We start from the raw sequence: 17,727 nt of genomic DNA, 5'->3' as shown, positions 1-17,727 counted from the left end.
GTTAACCTCCAGCAATGGATTCAAAAATAAACACCTGACTCTGCTCATTCAACTCAGTAGCGCACCACAAACTTTTTGGCACGACCTGTTGATTGATCGCAATGGCAATACCTTGCTGACTTTTCCCCAACTCATTCAGTAAGTCTTCGAGAGTGTTTCCAGTAAATTCGTAAGGTACGTCGTTTAGCACAATCTTCATCGCTTATCTCCCACACTGGACTCAAAGGCCATCATCAAAGATCGTGTCGCGGCCTCGGGTTCTGTTGCTTTGGTAATGGCCGTCACTAAAGCAATACAATCCACGCCCGTTTTCACCACGGCTGGTAACCGCTCTGCATTGATGCCACCAATCGCCACCGTAGGAAACGTGCCTTTCAATAAAATGGCGTAATGTGCCAGCCGAGTTAAACCCTGTGGCTGAGAAGGCATTTCTTTGGTTTGTGTCGGGAAAATATGACCTAACGCGATGTAGCTTGGCTGAATAGACTGAGCGCGAGCGATTTCATAGTAACCATGGGTGCTGATGCCAAGACGCAATCCGGCGGCTTGAATTTGCGTCAAGTCCGCCACATCCAAATCCTCCTGACCAAGATGAACGCCATACGCACCAAACGTGATAGCGTGCTGCCAATAGTCATTAATAAAGACTTGAGCGTCGTATTCTTTTCCTAGGGTAATCGCCTGCTGAATTTTATGCTTTAAATCAGCATCGTTAGGGTCTTTGATGCGCAGCTGGGCCATTTTCACTCCTTGCTTAAGCACTAACTCTAACCAAGCAACGGAATCCACCACTGGGTACAAGCCCATTTTATCAAGATCCATTTTGGCAAATGGCTGATGTATGGGCATGACTGGCGTATTTGGCCAAACAATTGTCGGCAGGTTTGCAATCTGAAGCGGCCAACCAGGTCGCCCCAATGGCCCAGCACCAACCCCAATCTGCACGCCACTTTTTAACGCCCCAGTGATATAGGCCTTAGCCATGGTCATGGCATCTAGAAGATCGTAGCCATGGGCAATAAAGCTCGCCAACGCTGTCGACAAGGTGCAACCTGTGCCACGGGTATTGTGCACAGTGAGTTTTTCATAAGAGAAACCGATGACAGAATCTTGGTTCACCAGCCAATCCGTTGCTTGTTCAGCGTCTGAATGCCCAGCTTTCAGTAACCACGTGCATTTTGACGACGCTAAATACGCGGCCAATTGACTCTGTATGTCCACCACTGGCTGCTGGCCAGACAAGCCAGTCAGCCGCTCAAATTCCAGCAAGTTGGGCGTAATCACATCCACATATGGAAGCAAAGACTCCAATAAAGAAGCCCCAGCAGAATCTTGTTGCAGGCGATTACCCGATTCACTACTCGCCGCCATAACAGGATCAAAAATAACCAGCACATTCGGAAAGTCGGTTTTGACGCGTTGCACCCAAACCGAGCAAGCTTTCACCATGTCGATGGAAGGCAGTAAGCTAACCTTAATGACCGCTGGTGACACATCATCGAGTAAGGCTTGCCACTGTTCATTGAACACAGTCAGCGAAACAGGTTCCACAGACCGCACTTCTTTAGAATTTTGTGCGGTGATGCACGTCACTATCGTTTGCACGTGGCAACCTAAGTCTTGCCCTGTACGCAAATCCGCTTGGAGTCCAGCGTGGGCGGACGAATCCGATCCGCCCACACACCAGACAACAGGAGGTTTTATCGACATAAATCCTCCTTAGCGCCTACAGCGATGTTTCTTTTAGTTTATCCGTAGTGAGATAGACATCACTGCCTAGCTCCCGGAATTGCGCCGACATTTTCTGCATGCCTGTTTCGGCTTCACTAGCAACGGCATCGCCCTCCAAAGCACTCATGTCGATTTTTTGAGCGCCTTCCAAGCCTTTGGCATCCTCTAAGCCCTTGGCATAGTCGCGAACTTCTTGAGTGATTTTCATCGAACAGAATTTTGGTCCACACATAGAACAGAAATGCGCCACTTTACCTGACGCTTGCGGCAATGTTTCATCATGGTAAGAGCGAGCGGTTTCAGGGTCTAAAGACAGGTTAAATTGATCTTCCCAACGAAATTCAAAACGCGCTTTTGATAAAGCATTATCGCGAATTTGTGCGCCCGGATGACCTTTGGCAAGATCAGCGGCATGGGCCGCAATTTTGTAGGTGATCAAACCTTGCTTAACGTCTTCTTTATTAGGTAAACCAAGATGTTCTTTTGGCGTCACGTAACACAACATAGCGCAACCGTACCAACCAATTTGCGCGGCACCAATGCCAGAGGTAATGTGATCATACCCTGGTGCAATGTCTTGGGTTAGAGGCCCCAAAGTATAAAATGGTGCTTCGTGACAATGCTTTAATTGCTCTGTCATATTCTCTTCGATCAATTGCATGGGGACGTGACCAGGACCTTCAATCATCACCTGTACATCGTATTCCCAAGCAATTTTTGTCAATTCGCCCAAGGTGCGAAGCTCCGACATTTGCGCTTCGTCATTGGCGTCCATAATAGACCCCGGACGCAAGCCATCACCAAGCGACAAAGCCACATCGTATTCCGCACACAACGCACAAATTTCACGGAAGCGCTCATAAAGAAAACTCTCTTTGTGGTGCGCCAAACACCATTTCGCCATGATGGAACCTCCACGAGACACGATGCCAGTAAGACGTTTGGCGGTCATCGGCACGTAGCGCAACAACACACCCGCGTGAATAGTGAAATAGTCGACCCCCTGCTCTGCTTGCTCAATCAAGGTATCGCGAAAAATGTCCCAATTTAGATTTTCAGCCACGCCATCCACTTTCTCCAAGGCTTGATAGATGGGGACGGTACCAATAGGAACCGGCGAGTTACGCAAGATCCACTCGCGGGTTTCGTGAATATTTTTACCCGTCGATAAATCCATCACGGTATCTGCGCCCCAACGGGTCGACCAGACCAGTTTTTCTACTTCCTCTTCGATAGACGACGTCACGGCTGAGTTACCAATATTGGCATTGACCTTCACCAAGAAGTTACGGCCAATGATCATTGGCTCGGATTCAGGGTGATTGATGTTATTGGGGATAATAGCGCGACCTCGAGCGACTTCGTCACGAACAAACTCGGGGGTAATACGGGTTTGTAGGTTCGCGCCAAAGCTTTGACCTGGATGCTGTCTTAGCAGTAATTCACTGTTAATAGCGTCAATATTTTGGTTTTCACGCAGTGCAATGTATTCCATCTCTGGTGTAACAATGCCTTGACGTGCGTAATGCATTTGCGTCACACACTTACCTTGGCGAGCTTTACGTACTTTAGGTAAGGCCTTAAAGCGTAATTCGTCCAGCGCCGCGTTCTCCAGACGAGATTGAGCAAACTGAGAAGACACACTTGGTAATACTTCCGTGTCGCCGCGCTTTTCGATCCAAGACTCACGCATGGGCGCCAAGCCACGATACACATCTATGTTTTCTTGTGGATCCGCATAAGGACCAGAACAGTCGTATACATAAATCGCTTCATTGAGACCGAAGGTTAAGTTGTCAGGATCCGATCCAATTGGGGTATCGGTCAGATTGATCTTACGCATAGGAACGCGGATGGAGTCGTCAGAGCCTGTTAAATAAATGCGCTCGGACGCAGGAAAAGGTTTGGCCTGCAATGACTCGATAAAGGATTTCGCCGCTTGGCGTGACTCTTCACGAGATTGCTTTTTAGATAAATTCGCTGAGCTTCGATGTAACTCATTACTAGTAGACATAAGCGCTTCCCTTATTATTAAAATGGAGAATGGCTTGTCTGGGGTGCTGCTTCACAACGATTAACGCACTACAGGCGTTGATTGCAAAACATGAACCCTGAATTTTAGTAGAAAGGACGCTTTAAATGATATGACCGCATCGGTTCCATAAAAATCAGGAGTTCATTCGATGCAGAAAAGAAAAATGGAGACTTTCTTGTTTCCTACGCGGGTATTAGCCCGATCAGGTTCTGCGGATCCCGCATTTAATGATGCGATCTCAGCCAAATGGCACTCCGACAAGTAGAGTGGAGTATACCCAGTCTTATCGGAATGTAAACACCCATGCTTTTTGTGAGTGTTTACCAGAAAAAATCCAAAAACTATTCGCTTTGCATTTCCAGTGCCATTTTGTAGAGATAATTTTTCTTTTCACCGGTTAATTTGGCCGCCATAGCGGCCGCCTGCTTAACCGGTAAATCTTCCAACAAAATAGTAAGAATACGCTTCGCTTCTAACTCGGCTTCGTTACCGCTTTCTTGCGTGAAACTCAGCATAACAACAAACTCACCACGCATTTGGTTGGCATCGGCATCAAACTTAGCAAGAATCTCAGACGCCGTACCCGACAAAAACGTCTCGAAGGTTTTGGTTACTTCACGAGCTAATACCAATTGCGCGTCATCACCGTAGACTTTTTGCACGTCCGTTATGGAGTCATAAACACGGTGTGTAGATTCATAAAATACGACCGTGCCAGCCTGCTTCTTCCAAGATTCAAATAAGTCGCAACGCCCTTTCGACTTAGCTGGCACAAAACCCGCAAAAAAGAATTGGTCGGTTGGTAACCCAGAAGCACATAGAGCAGCAACCAAAGCACAAGCTCCAGGAATAGGCACAACTTTATGGCCTTTTTCACGTAATGCATGTACGACATGATAACCAGGATCAGAGATCAATGGCGTACCAGCATCTGAAACCAAAGCCACGTTTTTACCGTCATCTAACAAACTGGCAACATAATCGGCTTTGTCTTTTTCATTGTGGTCATGAATGGAAAATAATTTCGCCTCAATGGCAAAATGGTTCAATAAACGGCGAGTGTGTCGCGTATCTTCCGCCGCAATATAGTCTACATCACGTAAAATTTGCTCTGCTCTTTTGCTAAAATCATCTAGATTACCAATTGGGGTTGCAACTATGTATAACGACCCTCTCGCATCATCAGAACTATGTGGTAACATGTTGCCTCTTTTATTTGTCATTTTGTAAGCTTATGAGCCTCATTAATTATCGCATCATATCATTAACTCTATGTTCTTTTCTTCTGAGCGCCTGTAATTCCATGAATTTAAACACGGAATCACAGCAAAACGGCGCTCAATACACTGAAAACGGTGCTATGCAAGATAGAACGTTGCCGCCAAGCATTTACCATCCTTTTAAAGGGGCGGGGGTGTCAGGTGCATTAGCGAACGCTTATAACTCAGCCAAAACGGACTATGAACAAGGTGATTTTCTAAACGCCATTGATACCTTAGAAAACAAAGTTCTGTCAGTGAATTCACCTATCCAGTTTGACGCCTATCTATTAGCCGCTTTAGCAGCGTCTAATTTAGATGACTCTCTAGAAGCATTAAATTATTTAGCGCAAGCAAATCAGTTGGCTCTTGCCAGTTACCCTGATAACCAAAACAAATTGAAACAAACCAAAGCCACCATATTAGAATATTTCGGCAACTGGTTTGACGTCGTTTTGCTGCGTATGGAATTAACCTACAACTTGCCACTTAACGAAGTCGAAGAGAACCAAACTCGACTTTGGATGGCTGTACAGAATCTCACTCAAAATGAGATTGATGAGCTTTATAAAAGACAACAACCCCTACTGAATGGCTGGCTTACCATCAGCAGTATTTTAAGAAACCAATCTCTGTCAATAGAACAACAAATCGATATGTTCAAGAATTGGCAGACTGAAAACCCAAGCCACCCTGCGGCTATTTCACCACCACAAGATTTTGCAATCATGTCATCTATTGAAAAGATGGCACCAAAGAAAATTGTATTAATGCTACCCATGAGTGGAAATCTAGAGCGCGCTTCACAAGCCATTGTAGATGGTTTTTTTGCAAGCTTTTACAATCAACAAGAAGCAAGACCTCAGGTCAGTATTATTGACGTCAATCAATATCCAAACATCGTTGACGCAATGACCGCCGCAAATGAAAGACAACCCGACGTCATCATTGGCCCATTACAAAAGAACAATGTTGCCCAGATCAGTCGCCTAGATCTGCCATACCCTGTTATTGCTCTCAATCAATTAGACTTTAACCAACACTCAAAAAATCTATACCACTTTTCTCTAAGCGCAGAGGACGAGATACATGAATTAATCAACTTTGCAAAACAAGAGGGTGCAACAAAAGCAGCGATTTTGAGCACACAAGATACATGGGCATTGAAACAAAGCGATGAATTTAGATCGGCCGCTGTTGAACAAAATATCGCCATTACATCAAATCAATCATATGCTAATACCCCTCAAGGTAGACAAGATGCGATACAAAAACTCTTACTGATTAACGAAAGCTACGCTCGCAAGCGATTAGTGGAACAGTGGACTGGAGGCAGTGTTGATAGCATCGCCCGCTCTCGCGAAGATGTTGATTATGTTTTCTATGTTGGCAAGCTTAATGATGCCAAGCAAATACGCCCTCTTTTAGATTTTTACTTCGCTGATAAAATTCCTATGCTCGCCACCAGTACACTTAATGACAGCGCCCTTGATAAGTCGATCAAGCCTGGCGATATCGAGCGTATTCTTTTCACTGAAGTGCCAGCACTTACCCCTAACAGCAATGTGCTTGATGAACTGCCCAAAAATCAAAATTCAAATATCCTACGTCGACTTCAAGCTCTAGGGGCAGACTCTTATTTGTTGGCCAACAAGTATCAACTGTTCACATTACTCCCGAGCACTAAAATTTCAGCTAACACAGGCATTATCACCATGGATGAAGATGGCATTTTTCATAAAAGGCCCGTCATAATGACTTACCAAAAAGGAAATTTGGTTTATGCAAACAGTCCAGAATTTTTTGAGAAAAAGGAAAGTACCGAAAAATAACGGTGAAAAAGCCGAACAAGCCGCTGAAGACTTTCTGCGTAAGCAAGGACTGCGCTTTGTAGAAAGAAATTTTTTCTGTCGCTTAGGAGAAATTGACTTAATTTTTCTCGATCAAAATACGTTTGTTTTTATCGAAGTTCGGTTTCGTGCCAATAGTGCACATGGCAGCGCAGCTGAAAGCCTTCGGCAATCTAAGCTAAGAAAAGTACGCAATAGCGCGGCTTTATGGCTGCAAAAAAACAATAAAGAAAATAACGCGAGTCGTTTCGACGCAATTTTATTTGACGAAAAAATAGACACTCAACATTTAACTTGGCTTAAAGCAGTATTTTAATCACTATGGATTTTCAAGAAGCAATCTACACACAATTTGCCCAGAGCTTTGAAGCACAACAACAAGCACTGGAAAGTTTACCGCCTTATATTGAACATGCAGCCAAAGTCATTTTTTCGAGCATAGCTTCTGGGGGAAAAGTAATCTGCGTAGGCAATAGCACAGGCTCTCATCTTTCTCAGTATTTCAGCACCTTGATGCTAGATAGAATGGACAGAGAAAGACCGGGTCTACCCGCTATCAACCTGAGCGGTGAAGGTGCGGCATTATTAGCCATTACTCACAATGACAGTTATCACGATGTTTTTTCCAAGCAAATAACAGCACTTGGTAATCAAGGCGACATATTGTTCGTTATAGCCAATCGCGGCAATACATCACCAATAATACAAGCCATACAAGCTGCCCATGAACGAAAAATGAGTATAGTTGCGCTCACCAGCCCAGAAGCTAAAAACGTTTCGTCACTCACCTCTCAGGATGATACAGAGATAAAGATCAACCTTCTTGGAACAGCAAGAGTTCATGAATGTCAACTGAGCGTCATTCACATCTTGGTTGATCTTCTAGAGAGACAACTTTTTGGCTATGACGACTAACCTGAACCAATCAAGATACGACCACCCATAACAAAAAAGCCGCTCTTGAGCGGCTGTTTTTTGTCGTATTGAATACGCATGATACTCTATTTAACCACTTTTAACTGAAAACCCTTTTTAGGTTCTGGCGTTGTTGGTGGCGTCGGTTCATCTAAAAATTCTTCGTGCGGAAAAACGAAGCCATCACCATTCTCTTTCGCATACAAGGCCAATGCCGCTCGCATAGGCACATAAACCTGCATCGGCTTACCACTAAAGCGAGCCTCAAAAGAAACCGCCTCTTTATCCATAATCAAATGACGTACAGCAGACATACCAATATTGAGCACTATCTGACCGTCTTTTACAAATTCTGTGGGCACAACAACATCTTTCTGTTCTGCATCTACCAACAGGTAAGGCGTCATATCATTATCTGCCACCCAAGCGTATGCAGCATTTAATAAATAAGATCTTTTTGGTAACATTTTTCCTCCAACCTAATAACTATTAACTATTTAGTAAAAAAAGGAGCCATAAGCTCCTTTTTTGTAACTTGATACGATCGTTTCAGAGACTACATTTAGTCTAAACGCATTTCTTGTTCTGCTTCGGACAGACTCTCTTGGAAAGACTCACGAGAGAACACGAGATCCATATATTTATACAGCGCTCTTGCCTGATCTTTCGGTATCTCTACACCTAATATAGGTAAACGCCACAATATTGGAGCCAAACAGCAATCAACTATCGTAAACTCATCACTCATGAAATAAGGCTTTTCTTCAAAAATAGGAGTCACGTTCAGAAGACCTTCACGTAGCTCTTTTTGAGCCTTTGCGACCGCTTCTTTATCTTTGCTTGTTAAAATCAAATCCACTAACTTTGCCCAGTCACGCTGAATGCGGTACATAAACAAACGACTTTCAGCACGAGCAACAGGATATACAGGCAATAACGGTGGATGTGGAAAACGTTCATCCAAATATTCCATCATGACGTTTGGCTCATAAAGAACCAAGTCACGATCGACTAAAGCTGGCAACTCATTATATGGATTAACATCAGCTAACTCGTCCGGCTTGTTAAACGGGTCTACATCTATGATATCCACTGTGACGGCTTTTTCAGCCAATACAATACGAACTCGATGGCTGTAATGATCTTCTCCATCAGAGAAGAACGTCATTGAGGAGCGCTTTGCAATAACACCCATGTCTAACCCCTATATTGAAAACATCTACGTCCCCTTCAAAGGAGGGGACAAACTATAATATGATGGCAAAATAACAAAAATATTACACGATTTCGCCACCACAAAAAATCTTTAATGAAACTTTACCACGGACCTTTTACAAAACAAGGCTTCAACTTAGCGCCTAGCATTATTAGAATAAACGATCGTGCATCCAATAAACTAAGCGATACGCAGCAAGTTCAGAATACCACCATGAAGTCATGGAGTTTAAAGCCAAGCTATTCTAACATCATTTTCAGAAAAATTTTCTTAGAAAAACGATTTTGTTGCAAGAATAGTATAATGCGCTTTATTTAAAACAAAAAAAACGCTTGGCGAAACACCAAGCGTTTTGATAATAATTCCAAAGCGAAAATTAACGCTTAGAGAACTGAGGACGACGACGTGCTTTGCGTAGACCAACTTTCTTACGTTCAACTTCACGAGAGTCGCGAGTAACGAATCCTGCAGAACGTAGAGTACGACGTAGAGTCTCATCATATTGCATCAAAGCACGTGTGATACCGTGACGGATCGCACCAGCTTGACCAGAGATACCACCACCTTTAACAGTGATATAAACGTCAAATTTTTCAGTAGCACCAACAAGTTCAAGAGGTTGACGAACAACCATCTGAGCCGTTTCACGACCGAAGTACTGAGAAAGAGTACGGTTGTTGATAACTAAGTTACCAGAACCCGCTTTAAGGAACACACGAGCGGTAGACGTTTTACGACGACCTGTACCGTAGTATTGAGTAGCTGACATAATGATCTTCCGTATTAAATGTTAAGGGCTTGAGGTTGTTGAGCAGTATGTGGATGCTCAGTACCAGCGTACACTTTCATTTTCTTGTGCATTGCACGGCCCAAAGGACCTTTTGGCAACATACCTTTTACGGCGATTTCAAGAACGCGCTCAGGAGCGTGATCAATCAACTTCTCGAAATTCATAGAACGCAAGCCGCCTGGGTAACCAGTATGGCGGTAGTATTGTTTAGCAGCTGCTTTGTTACCTGTAACGTGAATTTTCTCAGCGTTAATAACAACGATGTAATCGCCAGTGTCAACGTGTGGAGTGTATTCAGCTTTATGCTTGCCACGTAGACGGCGAGCAATTTCAGTAGCCAAGCGGCCTAGAGTTTTGCCTTCAGCATCAACCACGAACCAGTCGCGGCGAACTTCAGCAGGTTTAGCTGTAAAAGTTTTCATCAAAAAACCCTTTCAATACGCGAGCTTAATAGCACGCTATACCTATTATTATTGGTTGGCCAAATAAATACTATCTGATCAACGTACACTTACCTTTAAAAAGGCGAGCGAAGTATACACCAACACAACCAAATATGAAAGCCATAAGAAGATTATGGGCGGTGCTCTAAAGACAAATACTCTTCTGATTGCATTTCTAATAGTCGACTTACTGTACGGTCGTATTCGAACGCCAATCTAGTGCCCGTGTAGATATCTGGAATAGCCACTTCAGCGCTAAAAATTACCTTAACATGACGATCATAGAACTCATCCACCAAGTTAATGAAACGTCTCGCCAAGTCATCTCGTGATGCATCCATTTGCGGTAAATTGGAAATAATCACTGTGCTATACAAACGCGCAATCTCAATATAGTCAATTTGACTTCTTGGACCGTCACACAGCGCTTTAATATCAAACCATGCCATCCCTTCACAGCTACGCAATAACGGGATGTTTCGTCCTTCGATTTCAACCGCGCCCCCCTCAACAATATGGGAAGCATCAGAGATCAAGCTCATAAAACGATCATTGAGGCTCTTTATTCGCCATCTCGCTTAGTGGGAAGTGATACAACTTAGCTTGTTTTAAAGTACGCAAGCGGTAATCTACCCCCCATCAACATTCATCACTTTGGTGTGTTTCTTTACTAGATCAATGGCAGGCAAAAAGCGCGCACGTTGCAAACCATTTTTATACAAACCATCTGGCTCTATGTTAGACGTTGCCACTAACGTCGTACCATTCTTAAACAACACATCAAGCAAACCGGCTAAAATCATCGCGTCTGTAATATCAGTCACAAAAAACTCATCAAAACATAACACTTGAGCTTTCGACGAAATTTCTTTACCGACAATCTCAAGTGGATTTTTTACATCGTGCAATTTGCGCAATTCTTGATGCACCATCTGCATGAAACGATGAAAATGCAGACGCATTTTCTTTTCCGTCGGCAAACAATCAAAAAAAGTATCCATTAAGTAGGTCTTGCCTCGGCCTACTCCCCCCAAAAATAAAGCCCTTGCTCCACCGCAGGCGCTTTCTTTTTCAAAAGACGCCCTAGAAAACCAGTAGAGGATGCCTCTGATTGGCTTGCAACCAAGCGATCAAATAAATCTTGAAGCGCTTCTACTGCTTCCTCTTGCGCTGGGTCATAATTAAAGTCTGCTCTTGTTAAATCTTGCTTATAACGTGTAATGGGTGTCATCGCCGCTCTTTCATTAGAATAAGTGAATTATATCTATTCTAACAAATTGCATCTTAAACAACACCTATCAAGCTGTTATCGTAAGGGGTGTTTCGCTATAATGGATTATCTGTTTTTTGGAGAAAGTCATGAACTTAGAAGAATTTAACATTATTATCTTTATCACTGGTATTATTATTGGCTGTGTCGCCACACTTGCTCTTAAAGGTTACATTGCGAAAAACAACCGCAATAAAACGGACTCAAGCTCAAACATCATCACTATGAAGACATTGCAGCAGGAATTAGACAGCAAACAAGTCATCATTGATAATTTTTTCACTGACAGCAACCAACACCTCATTTCCGTTGAAAAACGATTAGCAGAATTACGCAACTGCCTAGCAGAAAACGCTAGTCAATTGAGCAACATTCCTGTTGAATCCAGCGCAATAGGAGAACAAAACCAAACGTCTGAGTTTTCAGATTCAGTAGAACCTCCAAGGGATTACGCCCTAAAACATGGAAAAGAGCCTGGCATGTTAAGCGAAAACTTCGGCCTAGAAGGCAGAGCACAAGACCTAGAACCAAAACGCACCATTTAAACGAGAAAACGGGCCATGAATAGCCCGTTTTTTTTATTTCCGACCATAGATCAAGCCGGATTATCAATATCAATAAACACAGCATCCAGCCCACATTCTTGAACAAGAAAATCTGCCATTGATTTCGCACCAAAACGCTCCGTAGCATGATGCCCAGCTGCCACAAAATGAATTCCCATTTCACGAGCTATATGAATTGTCTGCTCAGAAACTTCACCCGTAATATAGACATCCGCACCTGACGCGACTGCCTGCTCAATATAACCTTGAGCGCCACCCGTGCAAAGTGCAACCCGATGTATCAAATGGTCATTGACGCATTCAAACAATACGTCACGCCCTACTGCCGACTCTATTTTTTGACGAAATACTGATGGCGAAACTGGTTCGCTTAATTCACCAACCACACCAATAGAGTCCTCAATAGCAACCCCAGCTTGCAACCCAGATCGGTTTAAAAGCCCAAGAGCATCCGCCAATCCAGCATTATTCCCTAACGTTGGATGCGCATCCAATGGCAAGTGATACCCATATAGATTTATGTCGTTCTTTATCAAGGCGGCAAGGCGACGATACTTCATGCCAATCACACGAGGATCTTCATTTTTCCAAAAATACCCATGGTGAACAAAGATCGCATCTGCCTTATAATCAATTGCGGCATCGATTAACGCTTGGCTCGCTGTAACGCCAGTAACAACACGTTGAATCTCTTTTTTCCCTTCCACCTGCAAACCATTGGGCGCATAATCTTTAAAACGATTGGGACATAATGTCTTATCAAGTAGACTATCAAATTCACTGCGTAGCAAAATAACCCCTTATATTTTATGAATCAAAAAAACGTTTGGTCACCCCTCATCTTTTCTGCACTTGCTGGCACATGCATAGGCTTAACGGTTCTCTTAATACAAGAAAAGCACAAAGCAACGAATGCTAGCTATTCCACTCCCGTGCAAATAGCCACACCATCAGTGGTTAATATTTACACTCAAGTGATCCAACAGAAAGGACTTAATGACTTAGACACAGCAAAACATAGCATTAATTTAGGTTCAGGTGTAATCGTCACAAAAGATGGCTTTATTCTCACCAACCATCATGTGATTCAAAACGCCCAAAGCATTGTTATCGCCCTACACGACGATCGACGTATCGAAGCACAACTCATCGGCTCAGACCCATCAACTGATCTGGCAGTTTTAAAAATACCACACCTCAACCTACCAAGCATTAAAATGGGAGACAGTAGCAAGGTATCAGTAGGAGATCGCATCCTAGCTATCGGTAATCCTTTTGGAATAGGACAAACCGTAACAGCCGGAATCATTAGCGCCAAAGGCCGTAACAGCATAGGCCTTAATACCTATGAAAATTTCTTACAAACAGACGCAGCCATTAACCCAGGCAACTCCGGTGGCGCTTTAGTCAACTTAAAAGGCGAGGCTCATTGGCATCAGTTCAGCCATTTACTCAAGCTCTGGTGGATCTCAAGGAATTGGCTTTGCAACCCTGGTCGATGACGCCATGGAAGTCATGACCGACATAATAAAATACGGAGAAGTCATAAGAGGCTATTTAGGAATGGAGGCACAAAAAATCACCCCTTTACTGGCTGACAATTTATCCCTACCATCCAATCATGGCCTTCTTGTAAACGACATTACGAAAGAGAGTCCTGCAGAAAAAGCAGGCATTGAAGTTGGCGACATCATACTAGAAATAAACAACACACCAAGCGAAGATCCATTTCAAATCAGACGCTTTATCGCATCTCTGAAGCCAGGAACACACATATCCTTAGTGGGCATTAGAGGGCTACAATCCTACCAAACCAATATCACGCTAGAAAAGCAGCCTACCATGCAAAGAATCAATTATTAGTGTTGACGCTCAATCAGCACTTTTAATTGATTCAAACTACGCTCGAAGTTATTGCCTGCAATGTCATTAGCAAACAAAGCAAGATAAGGACTCAACAACCCAGCACTAAGATCACCATCAATCACCCAATTCACCAAAGTACCACCGTCCACATCAGATAACATAATTTGATTATGAACAAGATTCACATTGGGCTTAGGGCGAACGTCGAAACGAATAACAGACTCAGAGGACGACACTATCGACAAAACACCTTGATCACTTGTTTTATCGTAGATTAAGGCAACTGAGTCGCCCTCCTCTAAAACGCCATCAAATACTTCCAACTGACCATCTTGGATAAACATCCATTCTGCCAAATAGTCCCCATGCAGCATGTCTTTATAAACCGTTGCCTTTGGAGCCTGTATAAAAACACCACGCTCCACACGGTAGTCAGTCGGCATAAAAAAACCCACTACCACCAAAAGCAAAATAACCAACGCAGTAACACGAGTTACTCTTCTAAGTTTATAAAGCGCTGTCGGATGTGATGAACCGCCTACCATTACAAGCTCTTCAGAATACGATATTCAGCCGACATAGCATGCGCCTCTAATGATTCGCCTCGCGCTAAGGGTGATGCTATTTTTGCCAGTGCACTTGCACCTTCAGGTGAACAATAAATCAATGAACTACGCTTTTGGAAGTCATACACCCCCAAAGGAGATGAGAATCTTGCTGTACCAGACGTTGGTAAAACATGATTCGGCCCAGCACAGTAGTCACCTAGCGCTTCTGGTGTATGGCGCCCCATAAAAATCGCACCAGCATGACGAATTTTCTCTACCCATTTTTCGGGTTCATCAATCGACAACTCAAGATGCTCAGCAGCAACAATATTGGCAATATCCATCGCTTCATCCATATTTTCAACATGAATGAAAGCACCGCGCCCCTCTAATGAAGCCTTAATAATGTCTTTGCGACTCTGAGTCTCAATCAAGCGCTCCATTGACGCTTTTACTTCTTTTAGAAAAGCCATGTCAGGAGAGATTAAAATAGATTGGGCATCTTCGTCGTGCTCAGCTTGAGAAAATAAATCCATAGCGATCCAATCTGGATCTGTCTTACCATCGCAAACAACCAAAATTTCGGAAGGCCCAGCGATCATATCTATACCAACAACACCAAAAACCATTTTCTTCGCGGTGGCCACATAAATATTACCCGGACCAACAATTTTATCGACTTTGGGAATAGTGGCTGTTCCGTACGCCAAAGCAGCCACTGCCTGAGCACCGCCTATAGTGAATACACGATCAACACCCGCAATGTAAGCCGCCGCCAAAACGATATCATTCACTAAACCATCAGGCGTTGGAACCACCATGATAATTTCACCAACACCAGCTACTTTTGCAGGCATAACATTCATCAATACAGAAGAAGGATACGCTGCTTTGCCGCCTGGCACATACACACCAACACGATCTAAAGGCGTCACTTTTTGACCAAGCACCGTACCGTCATTTTCTTGATACTGCCAAGAAGGTTGCTTTTGGCGCTCATGATAATCATGTACACGTTTGGCGGCCGCCTCTAAGCTAGTCACAAGCTCAGCACTGACTCGACCTTTCGCCAGAGCCAATTCTTCACGTGTTATTTCAAGCTCAGAAGAGGACGCAACATTTCGACGGTCAAATCGATTGGTAAACTCAATAACGGCCTGGTCGCCGTTAAGGCGTACTTGCTCAACAATATCAGCAACGGCTTTCTGCACACCGGCATCGGAAACAGAGTCCCATGCCAGCAAAGATTCTAGCTCAGAGCGAAAACCATCAGAGCTAGAAGAAAACGCTCGAATATTAAGATTCAATTATTTACCCTCGTTATCGTCAACCGCACGTCGTATCATTTCTAAAATAGGCTCAATTTCAGCGTACTTAGTTTTATAAGCCGCTTTATTGACCACTAAACGCGTGCTAATCGGCGCAATCAGTTCTCGCGCCTCTAGACCATTGGCTTTTAGTGTATTACCCGTATCAACAATATCAACAATCAGGTCAGCTAACCCCATGATAGGCGCTAACTCCATGGCACCATAAAGCTTAATGACATCAGCCTGAATACCTTGTTCGGCAAAATACGCCTTCGCTGTTTTAATAAACTTAGAAGCGACTTTCAAACGCCTATTTGGCAGCGGCTGCCCCACCACACCGGCGGTCATCAAGCGACATTTGGCTATTTTAAGATCCAGAAGCTCATAAAGGTTTTTAGTGGATGCTTCCATTAACACATCTTTACCAGCAACACCAAAATCCGCCACGCCATGGTCAACATAAGTCGGCACGTCCGTTGCACGCAGAATCACCAACTTAATATGCTCATGATTGGTATCAAAAATCAGCTTACGACTTTTGCTAATGTCTTCAATTGGAACAATATTCGCTTTTTCTAAAAGAGGTAAAGTCTCGCCAAGAATACGCCCTTTCGACAGAGCAATCGTTAATGTTCTGCTCATATTAATTTAAAACTCGTGAAATTTTCGCACCTAATGCTCCGAATTTCTCTTCGATGCACTCGTAACCACGATCAATATGGTAAATACGATCAATTTTCGTATCGCCCTCAGCAACCAAAGCCGAAAGCACCAAACTAGCGGATGCACGCAAATCTGTCGCCATGACCGGAGCACCTTTCAAACGCTCACAACCACGAACAATCGCTGTATTACCACTCACTTCAATGTCTGCCCCCATACGAAGCATCTCATCGACATGCATGAAGCGGTTTTCAAAAATATTTTCGATGACTCGACCAACACCGTTAGCAATAGAGTTCAACGCAACAAACTGCGCTTGCATATCCGTTGGAAACGCTGGGTAAGGTGCAGTGCTGATATTAACAGCATCAGGACGGCGTCCCTCCATATCCACTTCTATCCAGTTATCACCGCAAGTCACTTTTGCGCCGGCTTCTTCCAATTTAGACAGCACTGCCTCAAGAGATTTTACATTCGTATCAATCACTCTTACTTTACCGCCAGTAATAGCCGCAGCGACTAAAAAAGTCCCTGTTTCAATACGATCAGGCATAACAGGATAAGTAGTACCATGTAAGGACTCAACGCCTTCAATAGTAATAGTATCTGTACCATGCCCCTTAATCTTGGCTCCCATAGAAATCAAACACTCAGCCAAATCAACCACTTCAGGCTCACGCGCTGCGTTTTCTAAAATCGTTTTTCCATCTGCCAAGGTCGCAGCCATCAACAAGTTCTCGGTCCCAGTAACTGTCACCTTATCAAAGAAGATACGCGCACCTTTAAGGCGACCATCTACGCTTGCAATGATATCGCCACCTTCAACCGAAATTTTCGCCCCCATTGCTTCTAAACCACGAAGATGAAGGTCAACCGGACGACTACCAATGGCACATCCGCCAGGAAGAGAAACAACCGCTTTACCAAAATGACTTACTAATGGCCCAAGGACCAAAATAGAAGCTCGCATCGTTTTAACGAGGTCATATGGTGCTTCACAGTTATTGAGTGTAGAAACATCTAACTGCACACTCATTTTTTCATCAACAACCACACCACAGCCCATAGAACCAAGCAGTTCAAGCATGGTGGTAATATCATGTAAATGAGGAAGATTTTTAATTGTAATTAGTTCTTTTGTTAACAAAGTTGCCGCTAAAATAGGCAACGCAGCGTTTTTCGCACCGGAAGCACGAACAACACCATTAAGCCGAGTACCACCGGTAATCAGAAGCTTATCCATATATTTAATCTCTTATAATCGC

Annotated in this window: 19 protein-coding genes, 1 pseudogene and 1 riboswitch; of the genes and pseudogenes, 6 read left to right on the top strand and 14 right to left on the bottom strand. The window is 43.7% G+C overall.

The window, feature by feature from the left end:
• Position 1: 1 nt before the first annotated feature.
• From thiS to rsmI, 4 genes are all read right to left on the bottom strand, one after another.
• Positions 2-199: a sulfur carrier protein ThiS gene (thiS, locus tag AC0L6V_RS04155; protein ID WP_111606012.1), complete on the bottom strand. Its 198-nt coding sequence runs from the start codon at positions 197-199 to the stop codon at positions 2-4.
• The gene (gene thiE / locus AC0L6V_RS04150; protein ID WP_265217583.1) at positions 196-1,710 is read right to left on the bottom strand and encodes a thiamine phosphate synthase; all 1,515 of its coding nucleotides are present in this window, start codon (positions 1,708-1,710) and stop codon (positions 196-198) included. Before thiE ends, thiS begins: the two co-directional genes overlap by 4 nt.
• A 16-nt stretch (positions 1,711-1,726) precedes the next feature.
• Positions 1,727-3,745 carry a phosphomethylpyrimidine synthase ThiC gene (gene thiC / locus AC0L6V_RS04145; RefSeq protein ID WP_418138785.1) on the bottom strand — a complete coding sequence of 673 codons (2,019 nt, stop codon included), beginning with the start codon at positions 3,743-3,745 and terminating at the stop codon, positions 1,727-1,729.
• A 183-nt stretch (positions 3,746-3,928) separates the two neighbouring features.
• Positions 3,929-4,033: riboswitch (TPP riboswitch) on the bottom strand.
• Positions 4,034-4,107: 74 nt separating this feature from the next.
• Complete coding sequence (rsmI, locus tag AC0L6V_RS04140; protein ID WP_265217581.1) at positions 4,108-4,968, bottom strand: 16S rRNA (cytidine(1402)-2'-O)-methyltransferase; 861 nt, start codon at positions 4,966-4,968, stop codon at positions 4,108-4,110.
• Positions 4,969-5,069: 101 nt separating this feature from the next.
• Between rsmI and AC0L6V_RS04135 the strand changes: the two genes are divergently transcribed.
• From AC0L6V_RS04135 to AC0L6V_RS04125, 3 genes are read left to right on the top strand one after another with little or no spacing between them, the layout of a single operon-like run.
• Positions 5,070-6,857, top strand: coding sequence for a penicillin-binding protein activator (locus AC0L6V_RS04135; protein ID WP_409419409.1), 1,788 nt, complete (start codon positions 5,070-5,072; stop codon positions 6,855-6,857).
• Positions 6,808-7,191 (top strand): YraN family protein, encoded by a 384-nt coding sequence (locus tag AC0L6V_RS04130; RefSeq protein ID WP_265217578.1) that lies wholly within the window; start codon positions 6,808-6,810, stop codon positions 7,189-7,191. Before AC0L6V_RS04135 ends, AC0L6V_RS04130 begins: the two co-directional genes overlap by 50 nt.
• 5 nt (positions 7,192-7,196) lie before the next feature.
• On the top strand, positions 7,197-7,790 hold the full coding sequence (locus AC0L6V_RS04125; RefSeq protein ID WP_409419408.1) for an SIS domain-containing protein: 594 nt from the start codon (positions 7,197-7,199) through the stop codon (positions 7,788-7,790).
• Between the two features lie 86 nt (positions 7,791-7,876).
• On the opposite strand, the gene AC0L6V_RS04120 is transcribed toward AC0L6V_RS04125, so the two are convergent.
• The 5 genes and pseudogenes from AC0L6V_RS04120 to zapE form a co-directional block, all read right to left on the bottom strand.
• A complete protein-coding gene (locus tag AC0L6V_RS04120) occupies positions 7,877-8,257 on the bottom strand; it encodes a ClpXP protease specificity-enhancing factor (protein ID WP_265217576.1) in 381 nt (126 codons plus the stop codon).
• Between the two features lie 95 nt (positions 8,258-8,352).
• Positions 8,353-8,985: a glutathione S-transferase N-terminal domain-containing protein gene (locus AC0L6V_RS04115; protein WP_111606020.1), complete on the bottom strand. Its 633-nt coding sequence runs from the start codon at positions 8,983-8,985 to the stop codon at positions 8,353-8,355.
• Positions 8,986-9,382: 397 nt separating this feature from the next.
• Entirely contained in the window at positions 9,383-9,775 is a 393-nt protein-coding gene (gene rpsI, locus AC0L6V_RS04110; protein ID WP_072839866.1) for a 30S ribosomal protein S9, read from the bottom strand.
• Positions 9,776-9,789: 14 nt separating this feature from the next.
• Positions 9,790-10,218 carry a 50S ribosomal protein L13 gene (gene rplM, locus AC0L6V_RS04105; RefSeq protein WP_111606021.1) on the bottom strand — a complete coding sequence of 143 codons (429 nt, stop codon included), beginning with the start codon at positions 10,216-10,218 and terminating at the stop codon, positions 9,790-9,792.
• A 152-nt stretch (positions 10,219-10,370) separates the two neighbouring features.
• Positions 10,371-11,470 (bottom strand): annotated as a pseudogene (gene zapE, locus AC0L6V_RS04100) (cell division protein ZapE).
• A gap of 128 nt (positions 11,471-11,598) precedes the next feature.
• Here zapE and AC0L6V_RS04095 point away from each other — a divergent pair.
• A complete protein-coding gene (locus AC0L6V_RS04095) occupies positions 11,599-12,054 on the top strand; it encodes a ZapG family protein (protein ID WP_265217573.1) in 456 nt (151 codons plus the stop codon).
• Positions 12,055-12,104: 50 nt separating this feature from the next.
• Here AC0L6V_RS04095 and AC0L6V_RS04090 read toward each other — a convergent pair whose 3' ends face one another.
• Complete coding sequence (locus tag AC0L6V_RS04090; protein ID WP_265217572.1) at positions 12,105-12,866, bottom strand: Nif3-like dinuclear metal center hexameric protein; 762 nt, start codon at positions 12,864-12,866, stop codon at positions 12,105-12,107.
• A gap of 18 nt (positions 12,867-12,884) precedes the next feature.
• Here AC0L6V_RS04090 and AC0L6V_RS04085 point away from each other — a divergent pair, with 18 nt between their 5' ends.
• The gene (locus AC0L6V_RS04085; protein WP_418138784.1) at positions 12,885-13,577 is read left to right on the top strand and encodes a S1C family serine protease; all 693 of its coding nucleotides are present in this window, start codon (positions 12,885-12,887) and stop codon (positions 13,575-13,577) included.
• A 13-nt stretch (positions 13,578-13,590) separates the two neighbouring features.
• Positions 13,591-13,938 carry a S1C family serine protease gene (locus AC0L6V_RS04080; RefSeq protein ID WP_265217570.1) on the top strand — a complete coding sequence of 116 codons (348 nt, stop codon included), beginning with the start codon at positions 13,591-13,593 and terminating at the stop codon, positions 13,936-13,938.
• On the opposite strand, the gene AC0L6V_RS04075 is transcribed toward AC0L6V_RS04080, so the two are convergent.
• From AC0L6V_RS04075 to murA, 4 genes are read right to left on the bottom strand one after another with little or no spacing between them, the layout of a single operon-like run.
• The gene (locus AC0L6V_RS04075; protein WP_265217569.1) at positions 13,935-14,486 is read right to left on the bottom strand and encodes an SRPBCC family protein; all 552 of its coding nucleotides are present in this window, start codon (positions 14,484-14,486) and stop codon (positions 13,935-13,937) included. The genes AC0L6V_RS04080 and AC0L6V_RS04075 overlap by 4 nt on opposite strands.
• Positions 14,486-15,796: a histidinol dehydrogenase gene (gene hisD / locus AC0L6V_RS04070; RefSeq protein WP_265217568.1), complete on the bottom strand. Its 1,311-nt coding sequence runs from the start codon at positions 15,794-15,796 to the stop codon at positions 14,486-14,488. The genes AC0L6V_RS04075 and hisD overlap by 1 nt, the downstream gene beginning before the upstream one ends.
• Positions 15,797-16,441 carry an ATP phosphoribosyltransferase gene (gene hisG / locus AC0L6V_RS04065; RefSeq protein WP_111606028.1) on the bottom strand — a complete coding sequence of 215 codons (645 nt, stop codon included), beginning with the start codon at positions 16,439-16,441 and terminating at the stop codon, positions 15,797-15,799.
• Position 16,442: 1 nt separating this feature from the next.
• Complete coding sequence (gene murA / locus AC0L6V_RS04060) at positions 16,443-17,705, bottom strand: UDP-N-acetylglucosamine 1-carboxyvinyltransferase (RefSeq protein ID WP_111606029.1); 1,263 nt, start codon at positions 17,703-17,705, stop codon at positions 16,443-16,445.
• Positions 17,706-17,727: the final 22 nt, after the last annotated feature.

The sequence above is a fragment of the Marinomonas sp. G8-14 genome (assembly GCF_055808935.1).
The sequence above is the reverse complement of the archived record's forward strand: the minus strand, read 5'-3'. Positions and strand labels throughout refer to the sequence as shown.